Origin of the sequence: Polymorphospora sp. NPDC051019 (assembly GCF_040683055.1) — a bacterium.
Classification (GTDB): domain Bacteria; phylum Actinomycetota; class Actinomycetes; order Mycobacteriales; family Micromonosporaceae; genus Polymorphospora; species Polymorphospora lycopeni.
In genome coordinates, this window is record NZ_JBFBCH010000004.1 from 271568 (window position 1) to 293573 (window position 22006).

The following is a 22006-nucleotide window of genomic DNA, read 5'->3' on the forward strand; positions in this document are numbered from 1 at the left end:
GCTAGCGGGACGGCGCCGCGACGAACCGCAGTTCGGCGCTGTAGCGGCGGCCGTCGGCGTCGGCGAGCCACATCTGGTCCGGCGCCGGCAGCATCTCGGTCACCGTCACCCGGGCCTCGGACCCGGCCGTACGGTCGGCCCGGCGCACCATCCGCGCCAGCACCTCGACCGAAGCCAGGCTGGTGAGGTCGACGTGCACCGGCTTCTTCTCACCGGTGGCGCGGACGAACACGTGCCGGGGCAGCCCGTGCCCGACCGCGAAGCGGCGGGCGGCCAGGAACCGCCGCGCCTCGTCGGCGTCCCCGGCGAACCCGAGCGCGGCCGCCGGGAACGTCCACGTCTCCCGGTTGACCACCAGCCGGTCGATGGTGACCCGGGGCCGGTGCAGCGCCGGCGACAGCAGCCGGAAGTGCGGCATCAGGTTGCCGGCGATCAGGTCGGCGAACACCTCGACCAGGTCGAAGCCGGGGTCGTCGGCGTGCCGGCGGACGGTCAGCCGGCCCCCGACGTCGACGACGTCGCAGGCGCCGACCACCAGGTCGCGTTCCGGGTCGGCGTCACAGGTGTCCGGCGCGAAGACCAGCCGCCGGTCGGCCGGGCCGAGCAGCCGCCGCGAGAACCTGGTCGCGGTGCCGCCCTGCGCCCCGGTCGCACCGATCCGGACCACGCCGCCGGGCAGGTCGGCCGCCATCGCCGCGGCCAGCGCCTCCGGCTCCGGATGGCAGTCGACCCAGCTCGCGTAGCGCATCGTGTGGTAGCTCGGGTGCAACTCGCCGAGGACCCAGTCGAAGTCGCCGGCGCGTACGGCGTCGAGGTCCGGTGCGGCGATCATCAGGTCGGGACTGTGCTGGACGGCGGCGGCCCAGCCCGGCGGGCCGGCCGGGAAGACCTCGGCGAAGCCGGCGCGCAGATCGGCCGACGTACGCGCCACCCGCCGTACCCCCTCGGGCACGGCGAGCAGCCGCTCCCACCGCTGGTGCAGCGCCCTGGTCAACGGGCGGACCAGGGCGTCCGGGGCGTCGAGCAGCGGGCCACGGGCGGTGAGCCACAACTCGGCGAGCGGCACCACCCCGTCCGCCCGGCCGTCCGCCAGCCGGTCGAAGACCGTCCGCAGGGTGCGCCGGTAGAGGGCCGCCCCGGCCGCCGTGTACCAGCGGGCACTGTCGAGCAGCAGCGCCAGCGGCCCACGCAGCGGATCGAGCGCGGCCCGGCCGAGCACGACCGAGTCGGGCCGGCGGCACTCCTCGAAGACCAGGGTGCGACCGGCGTAGAGCGCGCCGGCCTCCCGTACCGACGCCTCGCCGGTGAGTTCGGTGAAGACGGTGCCGAGCGTGCCCAGCGCGGCGACCACCTTGTCCGGGGCGCCGCGGGCCGCCTCCACCCCGCCGGCCGCGGCGGCCAGCCGGTCGAAGGCGCGCAACGCCGGCTCGCGTACGGCCGGGTCGTCGACCCCGGCCACGACGGCCCGCATCGTCTCGGCGGCCCGCAGGTCGTCGGCCGGCGCCTCCAGGGTCCATTCGATCCGCCGGGCCCGGTGCAGGCCGGTCAGCGCCGCCCACACCCGGTCCGGGTCACCGGTCGGGGCATCCGGGGCGGCCACCACGGCCGCCACCACCTCGCGGGCGGTCCGGCCGGGTCGCAGCGCGGCCAGCACCGCCGCCGACACCGGATCGAGCGGTACGTCGGCGGCCAGCGGTATCCGCAGCGACGACCCGTCGGCGCGCAGCAGCGGCAGCAGCCGCGGGACCAGCCACGGCCGCAGCGGCGGGGCCAGCGCCCGGCCCAGCGCGGCGAGCGCCCAGCCTTCGAGGTAGAGGGTGCGCGAGCCGGGAGTGTCGTCGTCCGTGGGCCCGACCGGCAGCGGCTGGTCGGGGTCGATCCGGCCCCAGCGCAGCGGGCCGAAGAAGCCGATCGTGTCGTTCTTGGCGCAGTAGCGGTGCAGGTAGCTGGTCACCAGCGTCTCGGTCTTGCGGTGCCGGCCGGTGCGCGAAACCGTGCCCGGGTCGCGGCGCAGCAGCGTGTCGAAGCCGGTGGTCAGCGCCTGCGGGTTCTGCCAGGCGACCGCCTCGCGCACCAGCGGATCGCTCGCGGCCCGGTGCAGCGCCCTGCCGAGGGCCACCCCGGCGCTGTCGAACCGCGTCCGGTAGGCCGCCTCGCGCTCGGCTTCCGGCGCGGTGCCGAGGTCGTCGGCGAGCGCGGCCAGTCGCGGGTCGGCCAGCGGTTCGAGCAGGTCGACGGGAAAGCCGGCGGCCCGTAGGCAGAACCACGGCCACAGGCTCCAACCGCCACCCAGTTCGACGAGGTCGCCCGACTGACGGTCCACACCCATCCTCCGCGAACTCGGCGTACGCGACCCATCCGGCACCGTCCACTGTATCGACGGCGGCACCGGCGCTCCCTCGCCGACTCGGCGCCACCGGCGCACGTTTCGTGCACACAACCCTGTGCGGACGGGCATCCGGTCCGGGGCCGACCGCCTCAGTCGCCGCCGGGTGCCGGGAACAGCCAGTGCAGCGCGGCGAGGCTCTTGTCGACGTACGCCGACCGGTCCGGTGCCTCGAAGCCGTAGACGAGGTCCTCGAACACACCGCACCGGGCGTAGAAGAGGGCCCGGTCACGCAGCCCGTCGCGGTCCGGGCCGGTGCGGCCGGCGGCGTCCAGGGCCGTCTCGAGCGCGGCCGGGCCGAGGTCGCGCAACAGCAGGCCGAAGTCGTACGCCGGGTCGACGATCGCGGCGTCGCTCCAGTCGACGACGCCGGTCACCGTCCGGATGGCCGGGTCGACGAGGACGTGTTCGACGCCGAGGTCGTTGTGCGAGAACACCGGGACGTACCCGCCGTCCGGCGGCGGCGCGGCGAGGAACGCCCCGATCGCCGCACCGTGCTCCGCCGGCAGCCGGCCGGCCAGGGCGGCGTGGTTCTCCACGGCCTCGGCGAGCCAGTCGGGCAGCGGCTGGTGGTCCGGTTCGGCCACCTCGGCCATCCGCTCGACCGGTACGGCGTGCAGCGCCCCGAGCAGCCGGCCGATCGCGGCGGCCACCGGTGCGGCGTACGCCAGGCGGTCGGGCAGGTCCAGCAGCGGCACCCCCGGCACCTTCCGGTACGCCAGGCAGCCCAGCTCCGGCGCGGCGAACAGCGGCGTCGGCACCGGCAGCGGCGACAGGTCGGCGACGGTGGCGAGCAGGCGGGCCTCCCGTTCGGTCGCGGGTGCCGGGTCGGCCTCCTTGCGGACGCGCAGGATCAGTTCGCCGTCGACCTCGTACGCGACGTTGTCCTCGCCCTCGCCCAGCGGCTCCAGCCTGCCGAGGTGCGTTCCGGGCAGGTGTGCCGCCAGGGCCGTCCGCGCGATGTTCTCCAGATCCCGGTTCAGCATCCGACGACCCTACCGATCCGCGCCGCCGGCCCGGCGGGCCCATGCGGTGCCCGGCCGATGTGTGCACCGGCGCCAATGTCGCCATTTGTCATAAGAATGTCGTGACCCGGCCCGCGCTGTCATTCCCCGCGTACGGGGCTCCACGACATCGGCGACGGCGGCTTGAGTGGGGACATCGCCGGGCGGAAGCGCCGCCCGGAACCCACCACCGGGGAGGCACACCACCATGGGTTGCTGGTCGGCACTGCACGGGCCGGTGTCCGGATGAGCGGCGACGTCGCCGACGGCCGGCATCCGTCCGGTGTGGACATCGACCGGCCGAGCGCGGCCCGCGTCTACGACGCGCTGCTGGGCGGCTCGGCGAACTTCGCGGCCGACCGGGCGCTCGCCCGGCAGATGCTCACCGCCGAACCGCACGCCGGCCGCTGGGCCCAGGCCAACCGGGCGTTCCTGCGCCGCGCCGTCGACTTCCTGCTCGACGAGGGCGTACGGCAGTTCGTCGACCTCGGTTCCGGGCTGCCGACCGTCGGCAACGTCCACGAGATCGTGCACGCCGCTGACCCCGACGGCCGGGTCGTCTACGTCGACATCGACCCGGTCGCCGTCGCCCACGGCCAGTCCCTGCTGGCCGGTGACGACCGCGCGGCGATGGTGCAGGCCGACATCCGCGACGTGAACGCGATCCTGGCCGACCCGGCGACCCAGGACCTGATCGACCCCGACCAGCCGGTCGGTGTTCTCGCCGTCGCGGTCCTCCACTTCGTCGCCGACGACCCGGCCCGGATTCTCGCCGGGTTCCGGTCGGTCGCCGCACCCGGCAGTCACCTCGTCGTCTCCCACCTGACCACGCCGGACGAGATGTCGGCGGCCACGGTCGGCGTGGTGGCGCAGTACAACACCCGCACCGGTACGCCGTTGACGTTCCGTAGCCGGGCCCAGGTCGCCGACCTTTTCGCCGGCTGGCGGCTCCTCGAACCCGGGGTCGTACCGGTCGACGCCTGGTGGCCCGAGCCCGGCGACCTCGAAGCGCCCGGCGCCCACCCCCGGGTGCCGATCTGGGCCGGCGTCGGCCGGCTGCCGTACACCCGATGACCTCGCCGGTGCCTCGCCCGGCCGATCCGGGCGGGGCGCCGGCGTGTCCATGCCTCGCCAACCCTGTCCTGTTTGGAGTGAACAGAGATGCGCAACAGACCCGCCCGCCGCGCCGGTACGGCGATCCTGGCCGGGCTGCTCGCGGTCACCGCCGCCTGCACCGCCGCGCCGGCCCGGCAGCCGGACGGGGTGGACCGGGTGGTCTACCTGACCGCGTTCGCGAGCTTCGGCCGGGAGGCGTACGCCTGGGTGGCCCTGGAGAAGGGCTTCTTCCGCGACCGGAACATCGAGGTGGAGATCAAACCCGGGCAGGGATCGGCCGACAACCTCAAACTCCTCGCGGCCGGGCAGGCACAGTTCTCCGCCAACGACCTGTCCGGCGTCATGATCACGCTGGGGCAGGGTGACTACCAGGGCGACGTCCGCGCGGTCGCGGCGATCCAGCAACGCACGCTGAACTCGATCACGGTCCTGGAGTCGTCCGGCATCACCACCCCGGCCGACCTGGTCGGCAAGCGGGTCGGCGGGGTGCCCGGTGGGGCGCCGATGCTGCTGTGGCCGGCGTACGCCAGGCTCGCCGGCATCGACCCGGCAAGTGTGCAGTGGGTCAACGCCCCGGCGCAGCAGACGCCGGGGCTGCTGGCCGCCGGCCGGGTCGACGGTATCGGCCAGTTCACCGTGGCCCGGGGCACGGTGGAGAAGGCCGCCCAGGGCCGACCCGTGCACCTGCTGCCGTATTCGGACGTCATCGCCGACCTGTACGGCAACGCCCTCATCGCACCCATGACCCTGATCAAGGACGACCCCGACCTGGTACGCCGGTTCAGCGAGGCGATCCTCGAAGGACTCGTCTACTCCATCGACCACCCCGACGAGGCCGGCCAGATCCTGCACAAGCACGTACCGTCCGCCGACCCGGCCGCCGCCGCACAGGAGGTCGCCCTGATGCAGCCGTACGTGCTGTCGAGCGCCCGCGCCGGCGTACTCGACCCGGAACGGATCGCCCGCGCCATCGCCGTCCTTCAGGGCGCCGGCACGATCCCCGCCGGACTCGCCCCGGACCGGGTCGCCGCCTTCGACCTGGCACCCGCCCCCGCCTGAGTCCCGTCCGGCGGGGAGCCGCACCACCCCGCGGCCGGGGGCACGTCACGCCCAGCGCGATCGGGGGCGTGCCCCCGGCCACCCTCGTACCCACGCATCGCCGGCCACCGGCCCTATCCTGGAGCACCCACCCTTGACCAGGCACGACCACTACGCCTACGACAACGACCACCCCGCCGCACCGAACCAGCTCGCCAGCCTCGCCGCTCTCCTCGACGACGTCACCATCGGCCGGCTCGCCCACCTCGACCTGCGCGGCCGGCGCTGCCTCGAAATCGGCGCCGGCGGCAGCGCCGTACCCGCCTGGCTCGCCGAGGAGGTCGGACCGGGCGGACACGTCTTCGCCACCGACATCCGTCCCGCCTTCATTCCCCGCCACCCACGCCTGACCGCCCTCGCCCACGACATCGCCACCGACCCCGTCCCGAAACCGCCGTACGACCTCATCCACGCCCGCCTCGTCCTCATGCACCTGCCACAGCGCGAACGGATCCTCGCCCGCCTCGCCGACGCCCTCACCCCCGGCGGCGTCCTCTGCGTCGAAGACTGGGCCATCCAGCCCGACACCGCCGTCATCGACGCCCCCACCACCGGCGCCCGCACCCTGTTCGCCGTCTACCAGCACGCCGTCGCCCGCGACATCCTCGCCGCCGCCGGCACCGACCTCACCTGGGCCGTCCGCATCCACCCCGCCATGCGCGCCGCCGGCCTGCGCGACCTGGACACCGCGATCCACACACCCGTCTGGTACGCCGGCAGCCCGGGCCTCGCCCTGGTCAGCGTCAACATCGCCCAACACCGCGACCGCCTCACCACCGGCGCCCTCACCGACACCGACCTCGACGAGATCGGCCGCCTCGCCACCGACCCGGCCTCCGGCCTCGTCGTACGCGGCCACCTGCTCTATTCCACGATCGGCCGCCGGGACTGACCCCGTCGCCGGTCCGGGTCACGGCCCGGCCCGGGCCGGCGACGGGGTGTGCCGGACGACGTACGTCGTGCCCTCGCGGACAGCGTCCGGCACCGGCCCCGCCGGCCGGTGGGTTCCCCAGCCCCGCCGGCCGGCGGCGTGCCGCATCAGCGACACTCCCGCGACTATTGGCCCGGCATCTGCCGGGGTATCAGAGCTTTTCAACTCGCAGATGCGGCCATAGGGTGGCGGGGTGACCACCTATCGGATCGGCGAGGCGGCCGAACTCCTCGGTGTCAGCGTCGACACCGTCCGCCGCTGGATCGACGGGGGCCGGCTCGCCGCCGAACGCGACGACCACGGCCACCGCACGATCTCCGGCGTCGACCTGGCCCGGTTCGCCAAGTCGCTGGCCGACGACCCCGACGAGGATGCCGGCCGTTCGTCGGCCCGCAACCGGCTGCGCGGGATCGTCACCGCGGTCACCCGCGACTCGGTGATGGCCCAGGTCGACATTCAGGCCGGACCGTTCCGGGTGGTGTCGCTGATGAGCCGGGAAGCCGTCGACGACCTCGGCCTGGAGGTCGGCTCGACCGCCGTCGCGGTGATCAAGTCGACCACCGTCGTGGTGGAACGGGCCCGCTGACCGGTGGCCCGGTCGAAACGGGGAAGGGGAGCGCGGATGCGCGGTCGGAGATGGACGCTGAGTGTGGCGGTCGGAGCCCTGCTGCTGGCCACGGCCGGCTGCGGCGGCGGTGACGACGACCCACGGCCGGGCGCGGACGGCTCGCCGGGCGCGGTGACCGGCAGCGTCACCGTGCTCGCCGCCGCCTCGCTGACCGAGTCGTTCACCCGGATCGGCGCGGACTTCGAGGCGGCCAACCCGGGCGTCACGGTCACCTTCAGCTTCGCCGGCAGCTCCCAGCTCGCCCAGCAGATCACCGCCGGCGCGCCCGCCGACGTCTTCGCCGCCGCCAGCCCGGCCACCATGAAGACCGTCACCGACGCCGGCGACAACGCCGCCGAGCCGCAGGTCTTCGTAAGCAACCAGCTCGTCATCGCGGTGGCCAAGGGCGACCCGAAGGGCATCACCGGCCTGGCCGACCTGACCAAGCCCGACACCAAGGTCGCGCTCTGCGCCGAGCAGGTGCCGTGCGGAGCGGCGGCGAAGACGGCGCTGGACGCCGCCGGCAGCGCGCTGACCCCGGTCACCCTCGAACAGGACGTCAAGCAGGCACTGTCGAAGGTCAGGCTCGGCGAGGTCGACGCGGCGCTGGTCTACCGCACCGACGCCCGGGCCGCGGCCGCCGACGTCGACGGCATCGAGTTCCCCGAGTCCGCCGGCGCGGTCAACGACTATCCGATCGTCGCGCTGAAGCAGGCCCCCAACAGCGCCGGGGCGGCGGCGTTCGTCGCGTACGTGCTCGGCGACAAGGCCCGCGCCGTCCTGGTCGAAGCCGGGTTCCAGGCGCCCTGACCGTGCCGCCGACCAGCACCAAGACCGCCGGAGCCGGGCCGGTCGCCCACCTCAGGCGCGGCCGGCCCCGGCGCGGTTCCGCGCGGGTGCCGGTCGTGCTCGCCGTGCCCGCCCTGCTCGGCCTCGGCTTCCTCGTGCTGCCGCTGGCCGGGCTGCTGATCAGGACACCGTGGAGCAGCCTCCCGCAGCGGCTCACCGCGCCCGGCGTGCTGGAGGCGCTGCGGCTCTCGCTGGTCACCGCGACCGCCGCGACCCTGCTCTGCCTGCTGCTCGGCGTACCGCTGGCCTGGCTGCTGGCCCGCACCACCTTTCCCGGCCGGCGGCTCGTACGGGCCCTGGTCACCGTCCCGCTGGTCCTGCCGCCGGTCGTCGGCGGGGTGGCGCTGCTGCTGGTGTTCGGCCGGCGCGGCCTGATCGGCGGCTGGCTCGACGAGACGTTCGGGATCACGCTGCCGTTCACCACCACCGGCGTCGTGCTGGCCGAGGCGTTCGTGGCCATGCCGTTCCTCGTCATCGCCGTCGAGGGCGCGCTGCGCGGCGCCGACGCCCGCTACGAGGAGGCCGCCGCGACCCTCGGCGCCGGCCGATGGACCGCCTTCCGGCGGGTCACCCTGCCGCTGGTCGCCCCGGGCATCGCCGCCGGGGCGGTCCTGTGCTGGGCCCGCGCCCTCGGCGAGTTCGGCGCGACCATCACCTTCGCCGGCAACTTCCCGGGTCGCACCCAGACCATGCCACTGGCCGTCTATCTCGCCCTCGAACAGGACCTGGAGGCGGCCATCGTGCTCAGCCTCGTCCTGCTCGTCGTCTCGGTCGCCATCCTCGCCAGCCTCCGCGACCGCTGGATCACCACCCCATGACCGAACTGCTGGACGCGCACCTGGTCGTCGAACGGCCCGGCTTCACCCTCGACCTGCCGCTGACCGCCGCGCCGGGGGAGGTGGTGGCGCTGCTCGGCCCGAACGGCGCCGGGAAGACGACCGCCCTGCGCGCCCTCGCCGGCCTGCTGCCGCTGCACGGCGGGCACGTCACGATCGGTGGCCGGCGGCTCGACGATCCCGACACCGGGCGGTTCGTCGCCGCCGAGAAGCGTTCGATCGGCGTCGTCTTCCAGGACTACCTGCTCTTTCCACACCTGACCGCCCTCGACAACGTCGCGTTCGGCCCGCGCTGTCGCGGCGTGTCCCGCCAGCGGGCCCGCGCCGACGCCGCCGGCTGGCTCGACCGGGTCGGATTGGCCGAGCACGCGCGGCGCCGGCCCCGGCAGCTCTCCGGCGGGCAGGCCCAGCGGGTCGCCCTCGCCCGCGCCCTGGCCGTACGACCCGACCTGCTCCTGCTCGACGAACCGCTCGCCGCCCTCGACGCGCGTACCCGGCTCGACACCCGGGTCCACCTGCACCGGCATCTCGCCGAGCACCCGGGCGCGACGGTGCTGATCACCCATGACCCGCTCGACGCGATGGTCCTCGCCGACCGGCTCGTCATCGTCGAGCAGGGCCGGGTGGTGCAGTCCGGCGACGCGGCCACCGTCACGACCCGACCGCGGACCGACTACGTGGCCCGGCTGGTCGGCCTCAACCTCTATCGGGGCCGGGCCGACGGCACCACGGTGGAGTTGGCCGGCGGCTTCCGGCTGGCCACCGCCGAGCCGCAGCACGGCGAGGTGTTCGTGGCGTTCCGCCCGTCGGCCGTCGCGCTGTATCCGCGCCAGCCCGACGGCAGCCCGCGCAACACCTGGCCGGCCACGATCGTGGCGGTGGCTCCGAGCGGCGACAACCTGCGGATCGAACTCGCCGGCCCGATCCCCCTGGCCGCCGACGTCACCCCCGCGGCCGCCGCCCACCTGAACCTGACCCCAGGCGCCCGCGTCTGGGCGGCCTTGAAGGCAACCGAGACCACCACCTACCCCGCCTAGATCCCCGTGATCAGGGAGTATTTCCCGCGTGTCGGCGGCGCGCCGCCCGGCAAACTCCCTGATCACGCGGATCTTGTGCATGCGGAAAATCGATGGGCCCGACACGGTGGTGCTGGCAGGATCGCGAGGCATGGGACGGGCGGAGGGATTCGACTACATCACACGGGCCGACGGGTCGGTCGTCATCACGCACCACGGGCGAAGCGCCACCACCCTGCGCGGCGGCCGGGCGGCCGAGTTCCTGGCCGAGGTCGACGACGACCCACAGCAGGTGATGGCCCGCTGGACCGGCAACTACCGGCGTGGCAACGAGCGGACCGCCAGGCAGCACCCGCGCAACCGGGGCTGACCTGCCGACACGAACCCGGTCCGGGTGTTGCATCGATAGGTCACTGTGGTCGATGGCCGACGCCGCCACCCAGATCCGAAAGAGGTCCGCATGCGACTGTCCACACTCGCCTCGACCGTGGCACTCGCGGCCACCCTCGTGTTCGTCACCGGCTGCGGTGGCGACCCGGCACCGCAGACGCCGCCCGGCGGATCGGGCGTCGAGGTCGAGGACTGCGACGCCGAGGACCGCCGCAAGTCGGAGGTGCCGGACTGCGGCCGCATGGTGAACGGCAGGTTCGTCGCCTGGTCATGGGTGTCGGCCGGCCGCAACACACCGCCCGCCGGCTGGACCCCGGCCAAGGAGCCCAGCCCGACGCCGACCCCGACCGCGTCACCGACCTCGGCCGACAACTCCAACAGCGGCACCAACAACAACCCGAAGACCCGCAAGACCACCTCGAAGGGTGGCAAGAGGCGCTGACCTCAGGCGGTCTCGACCACCGGGCGGTGGGTCACCGGGAAGTTGACCGACCGGGCGATGAAGCACAGCTTGTGCGCCGCCGTGTGCAGTTCGGTCGCCCGTTCCACCATCCCGGCCTCGGTGACGGTGACGCGCGGCCGCAGCTCGACCCCGGTGAACTGCCCGCCGGCCCCGGTCTCTTCGACCATCGTGCCGACCGGCTGGTCGGTGTAGCCGGTGACGACCACGCCCGCGTCGGCACACAGGTGCAGGTACCACAGCATGTGGCACTGGGACAGCGACGCGACGAGCAACTGCTCCGGGTTCCACCGGTCGGCCTGGCCCCGGAACGCCGGGTCCGACGAGCCGGGCAGCGTAGGCCGACCCGGCGCGTCGATCTCGTGGGTCCGGTCGTAGGCCAGGAACGCGCTGGTGCCGGTGCCCCGGTCCCCGGTCCAGTTCACCGACAGCTCGTAGGTGTGGGTCCTGGCCATGGTGCCGCTCCCGTCAGTTGCGCCGAACCGCCCGCGTTGAGCTGCGGATACGCTGCCGCGGCGGCCCCGTCGTCCTGGACCGTTTCATGTGGTAGCGGTGCAACTCGCTGGAGCCCTGCATGGATGTGTCCTCAGTCACAGACGCCAGCTCCCAGCCCTGCGACCCGGCCCGGTTGAGATGCGCCAGAGCCGTGTCGCCGTACGGGGTGACGTCCAGCACCTGGCCGTCCGGCCCGTACCAGGTGTAGGTCAGCTCCCACCCGGTGTCGTGCATCCGGGGTACCCGCCGTCGCACGAGAAGTGCGTACTCCCATGTGATCACCCGTTGATTGTCGCCCGGAACCGGCGCCGCACAAGGGCTAGCGGGCGACGACCCGGCCCGACTCGACCTCGATGCGCCGGGTGGTCCGTACGGCGTCGAGCATCCGCCGGTCGTGGGTCACCAGCAGCAGCGTGCCCGGATAGTTCGCCAGCGCCGACTCGAGCTGCTCGATCGCGGGCAGGTCGAGGTGGTTGGTCGGCTCGTCGAGGACCAGCAGGTTGACCCCGCGCGCCTGCAACAGGGCCAACGCGGCCCGAGTCCGCTCACCCGGCGACAGCGTCGCCGCCCGGCGCAGCACGTGTGCCGCCCGCAGCCCGAACTTGGCCAGCAGCGTCCGTACGTCCGCCGGCACCATCCCGGGTACGGCCGCACCGAACGCGTCCAGCAGGGATTCGTCGCCGAGGAACAGTCCCCGCGCCTGGTCGACCTCGCCGACGACCACCCCGGGCCCGAGCGCCGAGCTGCCGGAGTCCAGTGGCAGCCGGCCGAGCAGCGCCCCGAGCAGTGTCGACTTGCCGGACCCGTTGGCGCCGGTGATCGCCACCCGGTCGGCCCAGTCGATCTGGAGGTCGACCGGCCCGAGGGTGAACCCGCCACGGCGTACGACCGCACCGCGCAGCGCCGCGACGACCGCGCCGGCGCGCGGCGCCACGGCGATCTCCATCCGCAGCTCCCACTCCTTGCGCGGCTCCTCGACCACCTCCAGGCGCTCGATCAGCCGCTCGGTCTGCCGGGCCTTCGCCGCCTGCTTCTCGGTCGCCTCGGACCGGAACTTGCGACCGATCTTGTCGTTGTCGGTCGCCTTGCGGCGGGCGTTCTTCACGCCTTTTTCCATCCACGACCGCTGGGTGCGGGCCCGGGCCTCCAGCGTCGCGCGGGTGTCGGCGTACTCCTCGTACTCCTCGCGGGCGTGCCGGCGGGCCACCTCGCGCTCCTCCAGGTAGGCGGCGTACCCGCCGCCGTAGTGCCGGACCTGCTGCTGGGCCAGGTCGAGTTCGACGATCCGGGTCACCGTACGGGTCAGGAACTCGCGGTCGTGGCTGACCAGTACGGTGCCGGCCCGCAGCCCGGTGACGAACTCCTCCAGCCGGCGCAGCCCGTCGAGGTCGAGGTCGTTGGTCGGCTCGTCGAGCAGGAACACGTCGTAGCGGCTGAGCAGCAGCGACGCCATCGACGCCCGGGCCGCCTGCCCACCGGAGAGCGTGGTCATCGGCTGGTCGAGGTCGACGGCGAGGCCGAGTTCGTCGGCGACCGTCTCGGCCCGTTCGGCCAGGTCGGCGCCGCCCAGGTCGAGCCACCGCTCCAGTGCGGCGGCGTACCGGTCGTCGGCACCGGCCGTGCCGGCCGCCAGCGCCTCGGCGGCCCCGTCCATGTCCCGCTGCGCGTCGGCGACCCCGGTGCGCCGGGACAGGAACTCGCGGACCGTTTCGTCGGCCCGCCGCTCCGGCTCCTGCGGCAGGTGGCCGACCGTGGCCGACGGAGGGTTGAGCTGCACCGAACCCTGTTCGGCCGGCTGCCGGCCGGCGAGGATGCGCAGCAGGGTCGACTTGCCGGCCCCGTTGACCCCGACCAGCCCGACCACGTCGCCGGGCGCGACGACGAGATCGAGGTCGGAAAAGAGGATCTTGTCGCCGTGGCCGGCGGCGAGCCCGCGTGCGATCAGGGTGGCAGCCATCAGGGGGAGATGCTATCCCGCGCACCCGTACCCGCCGTGCAGACTGTGCCTGTGGTGACGACCTTGGCGATCGACTGCGGCGGCGGGGGCATCAAGGGATCGGTGCTCGACGAGCAGGGCACGATGCGGGCCCGCCCGCTGCGGGTGCCGACCCCCTACCCGTTGCCCCCGTCGCTGTTCGTGAAGACCCTGCTCGACCTGGCCGCGGAGCTGCCGGCCGCCGACCGGGTGACCGTCGGCATGCCCGGCATGCTGCGGCACGGCGTGGTGGTGGCCACCCCGCACTACATCACCCGGGCCGGTCCGCGCACCAAGGTCGACCAGGATCTGGTCGCCCAGTGGTTCGGGTTCGACGCCCAGACCGGGCTGACCGAGGCGTTCGGGGTGCCCGTACTCGTGCTCAACGACGCCGAGGTACACGGCGCCGGCGTCGTCGCCGGCACCGGCCTGGAACTCGTGCTCACCCTCGGCACCGGCCTGGGCAGCGCACTGTTCGACGGTGGCGTGCTGGCCCCACACCTGGAGCTGTCGCAGGCGCCGGTCCGCTGGGGGCAGAGCTACGACACGTACGTCGGCGAGCACGAACGCCGCCGGCTCGGCGACACGTTCTGGTCCCGCCGGGTACGCGGCGTCGTCGAGGGCCTGCGCCCGGTGTTCCTGTGGGACCGGCTCTACCTCGGCGGCGGCAACTCCCGGCTGATCCGCCCGGAGCAGTTGGCCCGGATGGGTGACGACGTGGTGGTGGTCCCCAACACCGCCGGCATCCTCGGCGGGGTCCGCGCCTGGTCGGTCCGCCCGCACCGGCCGGTCCGCAGCGACCGGCCCTGACCCGGCCCGGCGTCACCGCCGGCCCGCAGATGGCGGCGTCGCCGCCGGCCTGCAGGTGGGGAAGTGGCGGCGTCGCCGCCGGCCTGCAGGTGGGGAAGTGGCGGCGTCGCCGCCGGCCTGCAGGTGGGGAAGAGGAACGCCCGTCCCGTTGTTGTGCCACCCGCACGGGTACGACCGAACCGGGAGGCGGAAACATGGATCTTCTGCAGGAGTACCGGCGGGCGGAGCTGTTCTTCGAGGCCGGCGACCCGGCGTACGCGGCAAAACTGCTCGAGCCGATCGTCGCCGCCGAGCCCGGCAACACCGCGGTACGGCAGTTGCTGGCGCGCGCGTACTTCGGTGCGGCCCAGCTCAACCGGGCCGAGGAGCAGTTGCGGGCGATGCTGGTCAGCGACCCCAGCGACCACTACGCGCACCACGTGCTCGGTCGTACCCTCGAACGTCTCGGCCGGCCGGCCGAGGCACTCGGACACCTGCGCCTCGCCGTGGCGATGCGCGCCGAGGAGAACGCCGAATACTCGGCCGCGCTGCGCCGGGTCGAGAACCGGGTCAACCGCTGAACCGCCGGCCGGCCGCCGTGAGCAGGTTTCCCGCTCCCGGCGGCCGGCCTACCATCTGCTGTCATGAGCAAGCACGCGAGCGGACCGATCATGCCGACGGCAGCCGTCATGGATTCTGAGCAGCCGGGGGCCGCGCGATGAAGCTCAAGCTCGACCTGCACGACATCTTCAACCGGAACCAGGACATCGACCGGGCGCTGCGCGGGATCATCAACGAGGCGGTGGCCAAGAAGGCCACCCTGGTGGAGATCATTCCCGGTAAGGGGTCGGGCCAGTTGAAGAAGCGGGTGCTGCGCTTCCTCGACCAGAAGGAGATCAAGCAGCTCTACCACCGGGTGGAGAAGGACTCCGACAACTTCGGCCGCCTCTTCGTCCACTTCCGCTGGAAGTCGTCCGGCCGCTGATCCGCCGGATCAGGCCACGCCGGCCCCGCGCACGGAGCGCATGAACCCGTCGAGGGTCCCGGTCGACACGCGCATCAACTCCTCGTGTTCCGGGCTCGCGATCCGGGTGTACATCCTCCGACTCGGGGACGTCCTCGACGTGGGTCTGGACCCACCAGAGGTTGCCGAACGGGTCCTTCAGGCGGCATCCCTGGTCACCCCACGCGTTGGTGCCGAGCGGGGTGACGACGGCGGCTCCGTACCTTGTCGTCGCCCACCTGCTCCATTCCGGTCCTCCTCGTCGGTCCGCGACCGCCACGGCGGCCTCCGGCACCAACGTAGGAGCTGTTCCGGTCAGATCCTGTCCGCTATGACCGCGCCGTGTCAGCCCCGTCCTAGGCCGGAGGCAGGCGGTAGGTCCGGGCCACCATCAGCATCTCCGAACTGTGCGAGCCGACGATCCCGACATCGGCCGGCCGGGGCCGGAAGCCCGGCAGCCCGGACAGGCCGTCGCTGGCGTCCGCCGCCCGCAGCGCCACCGGTTGTCCGGTCGCCGCCAGGGTCAGTTCGATCTCCACTCCCTCCGGCGGCGGGGCGTGGAAGACGATGCCGAAGCTCCACCGGTCGTCGTCGGTGGGTTCGACCGGCACCGGCACCCCGGCCACCGTCGCGGACCGCACCGTCGCGGTGGTCTGGTCGACGTGCAGCGCGGCGAGCCGTACCTGACGTTGCGGCACCAGCCTGACCCGCAGCGTGCGGACCCCGGCCGTGGTGGTGTCGCTGACCGTCTGCACGGCCGGTGCCGGCAGGTTGGCCGCCTGCGCCGGGCCGGCCAGCAGCTCGTGGGCGGCCAGGGCCGGGAACTCGTCGGCGATCGAGGCCGGCCCGTCGACGTATCCGGCGGTCCACGGCTGCGGGTCGGTCTCCCGGCTGAGCCACCGGGCGGTGCCGGTGTCGGCGTCGAGGGCGTACATGAGGTGGGTCTGGGTGGGATGGTCGGCGTCGAACCGGTCGACGGCCAGCCCGACCCCGGCGAACACCAGCGTGGCCAGGCCGGCGGCGAGCGCCGGAACGGCGGCCGCCCGCCGGGCCTCCAGGGCCGCCATTCCGCGCTGCCCGCCGGCCTCCGGATGCAGCAGGTCGACGACCGGCAGCACCGCGATGCCGAGCAGCACGGTGAAGACGGCGGCGGCGCCGCCCATCGCCATGCCGAGTGCCGGGAAGAGCAGCACCACGGTCGGCAGCAGGACGAGTACGCCCACCGCCGCGCCGGCGGTGACCGCGACCACCGCCCAGACGCTGCCCGGGCGGACCAGCAGCGCGATGATTCCGCCGATCGCCGTCGCCAGCGCAGGCAGCGTCGCCAGATACGAGCCGCCCGGCGCGAGCGCGGCGAGGACCGCGCCGAGCGCCACCAGCCAGCCGAGGCCGCTGATCGCCAGCGCGGCCGGTCCGGTCCGCCGGCGGATCAGCGCGTACCAGGCGAGGACGATCGTGGCGGTCAGGGCGAGGACGGCCAGCCGATACCACTGTGGACGGTACGGGTCGAGCAGTTCGGCGTATCCCGGCCGGATCGCGGTGAGCCCCGCCCACAGCAGTTGGGCGGCGACCGGGGCGACCACGATCGGCACCACCCAGAGTTCGAAGCCGAAGCCCAACCGCGACCACGTCGTACGCCCGCGCCGGCGGGCCAGCCAGGCCAGCACGCCGACCGCGGCGCCGGCCAGCAGCACCAGTGGCCAGGTCAACCAGCCCGGGTAGCGGACCAGGCCGCCCGGTACGGGGAAGTACGTCGCGTCCCCGCCGGCGGTCAGGCCGGCGATGTCGACCGACCCGAACTCGCGTACCAGGGCCAGGGTGTTGTCGCCGTGGTGCTGGATGCTGGCCAGATCGACCGATTCGACCGTGTCCTGCGGGGTGTGGTAGTTGGCGCCGCCGTCGAGATAGGCGGAGTTGAGCCCGACGAAGTCCTCGGCGAGGAACGCGGTGAAGTCGGTGTCGTTGGGCAGCAGCCGGTAGACCTCGACGGCGAACGAGGTGCCGACCGGGTGCGGCGCGGCCCGCCCGTACGCGCCGACCAGCGCGGCGTTGTCACGCGACGTCTCGAACATGATGACCGGACCGGTGCTGCCCCGGGCCTCCAGGTTGAGCACCACCCCGCCGCCCTGGGCCAGCGGGTGGCTCGACGCGAACGCCGAGGCCCCGCACAGGCACGCCTCCTCGGCGTCGGTGAGCACGAAGACCACGTCGTTGCGGGGGCGTGCCCCGTCCGTCATCGCGCGGGCGACCTCCAGGATCGTCGACGTGCCGGCCCCGTCGTCGTTGCCACCGGGCGCGAGCTGCACCGAGTCGTAGTGCGCGACGACGAAGACCCGGCCGGTCGGGGCGGTGCCGGGCAGCACGGCGACCACGTTGCGGACCCGGGCCAGGGTCGCGCCGCCGGCGGCACCGCTGAGCTGGCCGGCCTCGGGCGCCACGGTGTCCTGCACCTCGGTCGCGAGGCCCAGCCCGCGCAGCGTGCCGACGAGGTGCTCGCGTACCCGGTCGTTCGCCGCACTGCCGGCCGGGTGCGGTTCGGCCGCCACCACCCGCAGGTGCTCCTCCGCCCGGTCGGCACTGAACTGCGCGGCCGGCGCGTCGGCGGGACGCGGCCGCGGCGGGCGGATCTCCAGCAGGCCGACGGCGCCGACCACCACGAGCGCGGCCAGGGCGGCGGCCGCGGCGGTGACCCGCCGTGACGGGCGGGCGAGCGCCCGGTCGGCCGGGGGGAGCAGCGGTGCGGCCACGTTGCCTCCTGCGAACGGCGGGCTGTCATCATCCGTCAGAGCGGGCGCCGGGGCCAGCGGGACCGGACCGGGTGGCCGCCCGGCCCGGCGGTCGCATAGCGTGGGCGCACGCGACCCCTTCCGGGTCGCCGCGACCGACGATCAGTGACCGTCCGGGAAGAGTGGCGCAGATGCGATCCGAAGGGGTGCCGTGGTGACCGGTTCCTCCGTCGTCCCGCCGCGGGCCCGGCTCGGTGCGGGACTACCGGTTCCGCAGGTCGAGCGGCTGCGCGTGCTGCTCGTCGAGGACGACGAGGGCGACGCGTTCCTGGTCGGCGAACTGCTGGCCGAGGCCGACGCGGCGATGGACCTGGTCGTCGCCACCAGCATCACCCAGGCCCGCCAGCAGATCGGCGCGGTCGACTGCGTACTGCTCGACCTCGGACTGCCCGACTCGCAGGGACTCGACGGGCTGCGCCAGGTGCTCGCGATGAGTTCCGGCGCGGCGGTCTGCGTGCTCACCGGCCGCCAGGACGAGCACCTCGGCGTCGGGGCGGTCGCCGAAGGCGCCCAGGACTACCTGGTCAAGGGCCAGGTCGACGGGGTGCTGCTGACCCGGGCGCTGCGCTACGCGGTCGAGCGCAAGCGGGCCGACGAGAACGCCCGCCGGCTGCGCGAGGCCGAGCTGCGTCAGGCCGAGTCGGCCCGCCTCGAACGCGGCCTGCTGCCCCAGCCGCTGATGACGACCCGCGAGGTCGAGGTCCACACCTTCTACCGGCCGGGCCGGCACGCGGCGCTGATCGGCGGCGACTTCTACGACGTGGTGCAGACCTCGCCCGACCGGGTCGACCTCATCGTCGGTGACGTGTGCGGGCACGGGGTCGACGAGGCCGCGCTCGGCGTCGAACTGCGGGTGGCCTGGCGGGCACTGGTGCTCGCCGGGGTGCCCGACGACGCCGTGCTGCCCGCGCTGGAGCAGGTCCTGATGAGCGAGCGCCGGCTCCGCGAGATCTTCGCGACGGTCGCCGCGGTCCGCCTCGACCTTTCCCGCAACCGGGCCACCGTACGGCTGGCCGGCCATCCGCCGCCGCTGCTGCTCTCCGGCGGCCGGGTCGCGCCCGTACCCGCCCCCGGCGGACTCCTGCTCGGTGTCCGGCCGCGGCCCCCACGCGCCTTCGAACTGGAGTTCGACAGCGATGACTGGTCCCTGTTGATGTACACCGACGGCCTGATCGAGGGGCGGGTGGGTGGCGGCAGCGAGCGACTCGACGTCCCGGGGCTGACCGAACTGGTCGGCCATCCGGACACCGCGCGGGTGCCGCTCGACGAACTGCCCGGCTGGCTGGTCGGGCGGGCCGAGCTGGCCAACGGCGGCCCGCTCGCCGACGACGTCGCCATGCTGCTGGTGAGCCGGGGCGGCGGGCGGTGAACGGCCGGAAGTGGACGCTGCGCCGGCGGGTCACCACGATGTGCGTGCTGGTCGGGGTCCTGCTGGCCGCGCTGGCCGCGATCGGGGTGGTGCAGGCCGCGCAGAACCGGACGCACCTCGACACCCTGCTCGACAAGAGCGGCCCGCTGCGCACCGGTAGTGAGGCGCTGCTCGGCACGCTGCTCGACCAGGAGACCGGCATCCGGGGCTACGCGGTCAGCGGCGACCCGGTCGACCTGGTGCCGTACGAGCGCGGCGTCGAGCAGGAGCGTGACCTGCTGACCCAGATGGACGGCCTGCTGACCGACGAGCCGGAAATCCGGCGGCGGGTGGGGCAGATCCGCGACCAGGCCGAGCAGTGGCGGCTGGAGATCGCCGTACCGGTGATCGAGGCGGTCGACAGCAGGGGCACGGAGGCGGCCCAGTCGCTGCTGGACGAGCGGGCCCGGGTGCGCTTCGACGTGCTGCGCTCGGAGGTGCAGCAGCTCCAGGCGGAGATCCTGGCGCTGCGTAACCAGATCGCGGCCGACGCCCGGCAGACCGGTAACACCCTGGTCGTCCTGTTGGTGACCGCGGCCGCCGTGGTCCTGATCGCCGCCGCGGCGCTGATCCTGTTGATCAACCGGCTGGTGATCGACCCGGTGACCCACCTGGCCGGCCAGGTACGCCTGGTCGCGGAGGGCGACTACCAGCGCGACATCCAGGGTGTCGGCCCGCCCGAGCTGGCCGCGCTGGCCGGGGACGTCGACGGCATGCGCCGCCGGATCGCCGCCGAGCTGGCCGAGGTGCGTGAGGCCCGGACCCGCATCGAGTGGATCAACAGTCAGCTCCAGAAGCAGGCCGAGGAACTGGTGCGGTCCAACCGCGACCTGGAGCAGTTCGCGTACGTGGCCTCGCACGACCTGCAGGAGCCGCTGCGCAAGGTCGCCAGCTTCTGCCAGTTGCTGCAGCGCCGCTACGCCGGGCAGCTCGACGAGCGGGCCGACCAGTACATCGCGTTCGCGGTCGACGGCGCGCAGCGGATGCAGCGCCTGATCAACGACCTGCTGGCGTTCTCCCGGATCGGCCGGCTCACCACCGGCTTCACCGACGTCGACCTGGACGAGGTGATGACCCAGGTGGCCGGGCAGACCGAGGCGGCCCGGCAGTACGCCGGCGGCGAGGTGACCTGGTCGGACCTGCCGGTGGTGCACGGCGAGGAGCCGCTGCTGACCAACCTCCTGGTCAACCTGGTCAGCAACTCGATCAAGTTCCGGCGGCCGGACGAACCGGTGCGGGTCCGCGTCTCGGCCCGTCGGGTCGGCGACGAGTGGGAGATCACCTGCCAGGACAACGGCATCGGGATCGAGCCGGAGTTCGCCGACAAGATCTTTGTGATCTTCCAGCGCCTGCACTCCAAGGACGCCTATCCGGGCACCGGCATCGGGTTGGCGATCGGCAAGAAGATCGTGGAGTATCACGGTGGCCGGATCTGGGTGGACCCGGAGGTCACCGGGGGGACCGCCATCCGCTTTACTCTTCCCGTGGTCGCCGACGAGCCGGCGCCCGACGAGCCGGACGGGTCCGACGTGGCCGACACCGGGGACGGCGAGCCGGCGGACCGGCCGGACGGTGTGAAGGAGGCTGTGGCGTGACCGCACCCGCCGATGGCAGGAGCCCGATCGAGGTGCTCCTGGTCGAGGACGACCCGGGCGATGTCCTGATGACCCAGGAGGCGTTCGAGGAGCACAAACTGCGCAACCGGCTCCAGGTCGTCTCCGATGGCGCCGAGGCGCTGGCCTACCTGCGCCGTGAGGGCAAGTACGCCGACGCGGTCGTCCCCGACCTGATCCTGCTCGACCTCAACCTGCCGCGCCGGGACGGCCGCGAGGTGCTGGCCGAGATCAAGAAGGACGAACAGCTCTGCCGGATTCCGGTGGTGGTGCTGACCACGTCGCAGGCCGACGAGGACATCCTGCGCAGCTACCAGCTGCACGCCAATGCCTACGTGACCAAGCCGGTCGACTTCGAGCGGTTCATCGCGGTCGTACGCCAGATCGACGAGTTCTTCGTCAGCGTGGTCAAGCTGCCCCCGCGCAACGGATGATCGAGCAGGTTTCGGCGCTGATCCGGGAGGCGGCCACCGAGGTCGTGCTGCCGATGTTCCGGCGGCTGTCCGCCACCGACGTCACCGAGAAGGCGCCCGGCGAGGTGGTGACCGTCGCCGACCAGCGCACCGAGGAGGTGCTCAGCGCCGGGCTGACCGCCCTGCTGCCCGGTTCGGTGGTCGTCGGCGAGGAGGGGGTGGCGGCCGATCCGGCGCTGCTCGCCCGGCTGCGGGGGAGCGACCCGGTCTGGGTCGTCGACCCGATCGACGGCACCGCCAACTACGCCGCCGGCCGTACGCCGTTCGCGATCATGGTGGCGCTGGTGCGGGACGGTACGACCGTCGCCGGCTGGATCCACGACCCGGTGGGCGACAGCCTGACCGTCGCCGAGGCCGGCTCCGGCGCGTACGTGGACGGGGTGCGGATGCGGATCAGCGCCGACCCGCCCCCGCCGGGTGGTCTGCGTGGGCCGATCATGACCCGGTTCTTCCCGCCCGGGGTGCGCGAGGCGTTCCGGGAGCGGGCGAGCGTGCTCGGTGAGGTGCTGCCCGGGGTGCACTGCGCCGGCCGGGAGTACGCCGATTTGGTCGCCGGGGTGCAGCATTTCGCCGTCTTCTGGCGGACTCTGCCGTGGGACCACGTCGCGGGCTCGTTCCTGGTCCGGGAGGCGGGCGGGGTGGCGTGCCGCCTCGACGGCAGCCCGTACGAGGCGAGCGGTGAGGGGAGTGGCCTGGTGGCGGCCGCCAGTGAGCAGATCTGGCACGAGGTGCGCGAGGTGCTGCGTACGGCCGGCGTGTGACCCCCGCGGC

The 22006-nt window shown here is 73.6% G+C and carries 23 protein-coding genes; 16 read left to right on the forward strand and 7 right to left on the reverse strand.

What is annotated here, in order from left to right; translation table 11 throughout:
• Position 1: 1 nt before the first annotated feature.
• Both AB0M79_RS10345 and AB0M79_RS10350 read right to left on the reverse strand, forming a co-directional pair.
• The gene (locus tag AB0M79_RS10345; RefSeq protein ID WP_364210574.1) at positions 2–2323 is read right to left on the reverse strand and encodes a lantibiotic dehydratase; all 2322 of its coding nucleotides are present in this window, start codon (positions 2321–2323) and stop codon (positions 2–4) included.
• 155 nt (positions 2324–2478) lie between these two features.
• A complete protein-coding gene (locus AB0M79_RS10350) occupies positions 2479–3372 on the reverse strand; it encodes a phosphotransferase (protein WP_364210577.1) in 894 nt (297 codons plus the stop codon).
• Positions 3373–3636: 264 nt separating this feature from the next.
• Here AB0M79_RS10350 and AB0M79_RS10355 point away from each other — a divergent pair, with 264 nt between their 5' ends.
• From AB0M79_RS10355 to AB0M79_RS10365, 3 genes are all read left to right on the forward strand, one after another.
• Positions 3637–4464: an SAM-dependent methyltransferase gene (locus AB0M79_RS10355; RefSeq protein ID WP_364210580.1), complete on the forward strand. Its 828-nt coding sequence runs from the start codon at positions 3637–3639 to the stop codon at positions 4462–4464.
• Between the two features lie 87 nt (positions 4465–4551).
• Positions 4552–5565 (forward strand): ABC transporter substrate-binding protein, encoded by a 1014-nt coding sequence (locus AB0M79_RS10360; RefSeq protein ID WP_364210583.1) that lies wholly within the window; start codon positions 4552–4554, stop codon positions 5563–5565.
• Between the two features lie 133 nt (positions 5566–5698).
• Positions 5699–6496, forward strand: coding sequence for a methyltransferase (locus tag AB0M79_RS10365; protein ID WP_357536606.1), 798 nt, complete (start codon positions 5699–5701; stop codon positions 6494–6496).
• Between the two features lie 18 nt (positions 6497–6514).
• Here AB0M79_RS10365 and AB0M79_RS10370 read toward each other — a convergent pair whose 3' ends face one another.
• Complete coding sequence (locus tag AB0M79_RS10370; RefSeq protein WP_364210587.1) at positions 6515–6652, reverse strand: hypothetical protein; 138 nt, start codon at positions 6650–6652, stop codon at positions 6515–6517.
• 76 nt (positions 6653–6728) lie between these two features.
• On the opposite strand from AB0M79_RS10370, the gene AB0M79_RS10375 reads away from it, so the two are divergent.
• The 6 genes from AB0M79_RS10375 (at position 6729) to AB0M79_RS10400 (ending at position 10675) form a co-directional block, all read left to right on the forward strand.
• Positions 6729–7121 carry a TOBE domain-containing protein gene (locus AB0M79_RS10375; protein WP_364210590.1) on the forward strand — a complete coding sequence of 131 codons (393 nt, stop codon included), beginning with the start codon at positions 6729–6731 and terminating at the stop codon, positions 7119–7121.
• A gap of 36 nt (positions 7122–7157) precedes the next feature.
• Positions 7158–7952: a molybdate ABC transporter substrate-binding protein gene (gene modA, locus AB0M79_RS10380; RefSeq protein WP_364210593.1), complete on the forward strand. Its 795-nt coding sequence runs from the start codon at positions 7158–7160 to the stop codon at positions 7950–7952.
• A gap of 86 nt (positions 7953–8038) precedes the next feature.
• Positions 8039–8809, forward strand: coding sequence for an ABC transporter permease (locus AB0M79_RS10385; protein ID WP_364210990.1), 771 nt, complete (start codon positions 8039–8041; stop codon positions 8807–8809).
• Positions 8806–9864, forward strand: a complete 1059-nt coding sequence (locus tag AB0M79_RS10390) for an ABC transporter ATP-binding protein (RefSeq protein WP_364210596.1) — start codon at positions 8806–8808, stop codon at positions 9862–9864. The genes AB0M79_RS10385 and AB0M79_RS10390 overlap by 4 nt, the downstream gene beginning before the upstream one ends.
• A gap of 130 nt (positions 9865–9994) precedes the next feature.
• Entirely contained in the window at positions 9995–10213 is a 219-nt protein-coding gene (locus AB0M79_RS10395; RefSeq protein ID WP_357536600.1) for a hypothetical protein, read from the forward strand.
• A 90-nt stretch (positions 10214–10303) separates the two neighbouring features.
• Positions 10304–10675, forward strand: a complete 372-nt coding sequence (locus tag AB0M79_RS10400) for a hypothetical protein (protein WP_357536598.1) — start codon at positions 10304–10306, stop codon at positions 10673–10675.
• A 2-nt stretch (positions 10676–10677) separates the two neighbouring features.
• On the opposite strand, the gene AB0M79_RS10405 is transcribed toward AB0M79_RS10400, so the two are convergent.
• From AB0M79_RS10405 to AB0M79_RS10415, 3 genes are read right to left on the reverse strand one after another with little or no spacing between them, the layout of a single operon-like run.
• Entirely contained in the window at positions 10678–11148 is a 471-nt protein-coding gene (locus tag AB0M79_RS10405) for an OsmC family protein (RefSeq protein ID WP_364210600.1), read from the reverse strand.
• Between the two features lie 13 nt (positions 11149–11161).
• Positions 11162–11470: a hypothetical protein gene (locus AB0M79_RS10410; RefSeq protein WP_357536594.1), complete on the reverse strand. Its 309-nt coding sequence runs from the start codon at positions 11468–11470 to the stop codon at positions 11162–11164.
• Positions 11471–11507: 37 nt separating this feature from the next.
• A complete protein-coding gene (locus tag AB0M79_RS10415; protein WP_364210604.1) occupies positions 11508–13145 on the reverse strand; it encodes an ABC-F family ATP-binding cassette domain-containing protein in 1638 nt (545 codons plus the stop codon).
• A gap of 51 nt (positions 13146–13196) precedes the next feature.
• Between AB0M79_RS10415 and AB0M79_RS10420 the strand changes: the two genes are divergently transcribed.
• The 3 genes from AB0M79_RS10420 to AB0M79_RS10430 all read left to right on the forward strand — a co-directional run bounded on the left by AB0M79_RS10420 (position 13197) and on the right by AB0M79_RS10430 (position 14937).
• Positions 13197–13973 carry an ROK family protein gene (locus tag AB0M79_RS10420; RefSeq protein ID WP_364210607.1) on the forward strand — a complete coding sequence of 259 codons (777 nt, stop codon included), beginning with the start codon at positions 13197–13199 and terminating at the stop codon, positions 13971–13973.
• Between the two features lie 194 nt (positions 13974–14167).
• Positions 14168–14533 carry a tetratricopeptide repeat protein gene (locus AB0M79_RS10425; protein ID WP_357536588.1) on the forward strand — a complete coding sequence of 122 codons (366 nt, stop codon included), beginning with the start codon at positions 14168–14170 and terminating at the stop codon, positions 14531–14533.
• Positions 14534–14670: 137 nt separating this feature from the next.
• Entirely contained in the window at positions 14671–14937 is a 267-nt protein-coding gene (locus AB0M79_RS10430; RefSeq protein ID WP_357513074.1) for a Smr/MutS family protein, read from the forward strand.
• Between the two features lie 374 nt (positions 14938–15311).
• On the opposite strand, the gene AB0M79_RS10435 is transcribed toward AB0M79_RS10430, so the two are convergent.
• Positions 15312–17702, reverse strand: a complete 2391-nt coding sequence (locus tag AB0M79_RS10435) for a M28 family peptidase (RefSeq protein WP_364210612.1) — start codon at positions 17700–17702, stop codon at positions 15312–15314.
• A gap of 193 nt (positions 17703–17895) precedes the next feature.
• Here AB0M79_RS10435 and AB0M79_RS10440 point away from each other — a divergent pair, with 193 nt between their 5' ends.
• Genes AB0M79_RS10440 through AB0M79_RS10455 form a run of 4 tightly spaced genes read left to right on the forward strand, consistent with a single transcriptional unit; the run spans position 17896 to position 21996 of the window.
• Complete coding sequence (locus AB0M79_RS10440; RefSeq protein ID WP_364210615.1) at positions 17896–19110, forward strand: SpoIIE family protein phosphatase; 1215 nt, start codon at positions 17896–17898, stop codon at positions 19108–19110.
• Positions 19107–20744 (forward strand): ATP-binding protein, encoded by a 1638-nt coding sequence (locus tag AB0M79_RS10445; protein ID WP_364210618.1) that lies wholly within the window; start codon positions 19107–19109, stop codon positions 20742–20744. The genes AB0M79_RS10440 and AB0M79_RS10445 overlap by 4 nt, the downstream gene beginning before the upstream one ends.
• Positions 20741–21196, forward strand: a complete 456-nt coding sequence (locus AB0M79_RS10450) for a response regulator (RefSeq protein ID WP_357536579.1) — start codon at positions 20741–20743, stop codon at positions 21194–21196. The genes AB0M79_RS10445 and AB0M79_RS10450 overlap by 4 nt, the downstream gene beginning before the upstream one ends.
• Positions 21193–21996 (forward strand): inositol monophosphatase, encoded by an 804-nt coding sequence (locus AB0M79_RS10455; RefSeq protein ID WP_364210621.1) that lies wholly within the window; start codon positions 21193–21195, stop codon positions 21994–21996. Before AB0M79_RS10450 ends, AB0M79_RS10455 begins: the two co-directional genes overlap by 4 nt.
• Positions 21997–22006: the final 10 nt, after the last annotated feature.

Coding starts and splice junctions, on each gene's coding strand:
- AB0M79_RS10350 (WP_364210577.1), bottom strand. CDS start 3,372: ATGCTGAACCGGGATCTGGAGAACATCGCGCGGACGGCCCTGGCGGCA.
- AB0M79_RS10355 (WP_364210580.1), top strand. CDS start 3,637: ATGAGCGGCGACGTCGCCGACGGCCGGCATCCGTCCGGTGTGGACATC.
- AB0M79_RS10360 (WP_364210583.1), top strand. CDS start 4,552: ATGCGCAACAGACCCGCCCGCCGCGCCGGTACGGCGATCCTGGCCGGG.
- modA (WP_364210593.1), top strand. CDS start 7,158: ATGCGCGGTCGGAGATGGACGCTGAGTGTGGCGGTCGGAGCCCTGCTG.
- AB0M79_RS10390 (WP_364210596.1), top strand. CDS start 8,806: ATGACCGAACTGCTGGACGCGCACCTGGTCGTCGAACGGCCCGGCTTC.
- AB0M79_RS10395 (WP_357536600.1), top strand. CDS start 9,995: ATGGGACGGGCGGAGGGATTCGACTACATCACACGGGCCGACGGGTCG.
- AB0M79_RS10400 (WP_357536598.1), top strand. CDS start 10,304: ATGCGACTGTCCACACTCGCCTCGACCGTGGCACTCGCGGCCACCCTC.
- AB0M79_RS10405 (WP_364210600.1), bottom strand. CDS start 11,148: ATGGCCAGGACCCACACCTACGAGCTGTCGGTGAACTGGACCGGGGAC.
- AB0M79_RS10415 (WP_364210604.1), bottom strand. CDS start 13,145: ATGGCTGCCACCCTGATCGCACGCGGGCTCGCCGCCGGCCACGGCGAC.
- AB0M79_RS10425 (WP_357536588.1), top strand. CDS start 14,168: ATGGATCTTCTGCAGGAGTACCGGCGGGCGGAGCTGTTCTTCGAGGCC.
- AB0M79_RS10430 (WP_357513074.1), top strand. CDS start 14,671: ATGAAGCTCAAGCTCGACCTGCACGACATCTTCAACCGGAACCAGGAC.
- AB0M79_RS10455 (WP_364210621.1), top strand. CDS start 21,193: ATGATCGAGCAGGTTTCGGCGCTGATCCGGGAGGCGGCCACCGAGGTC.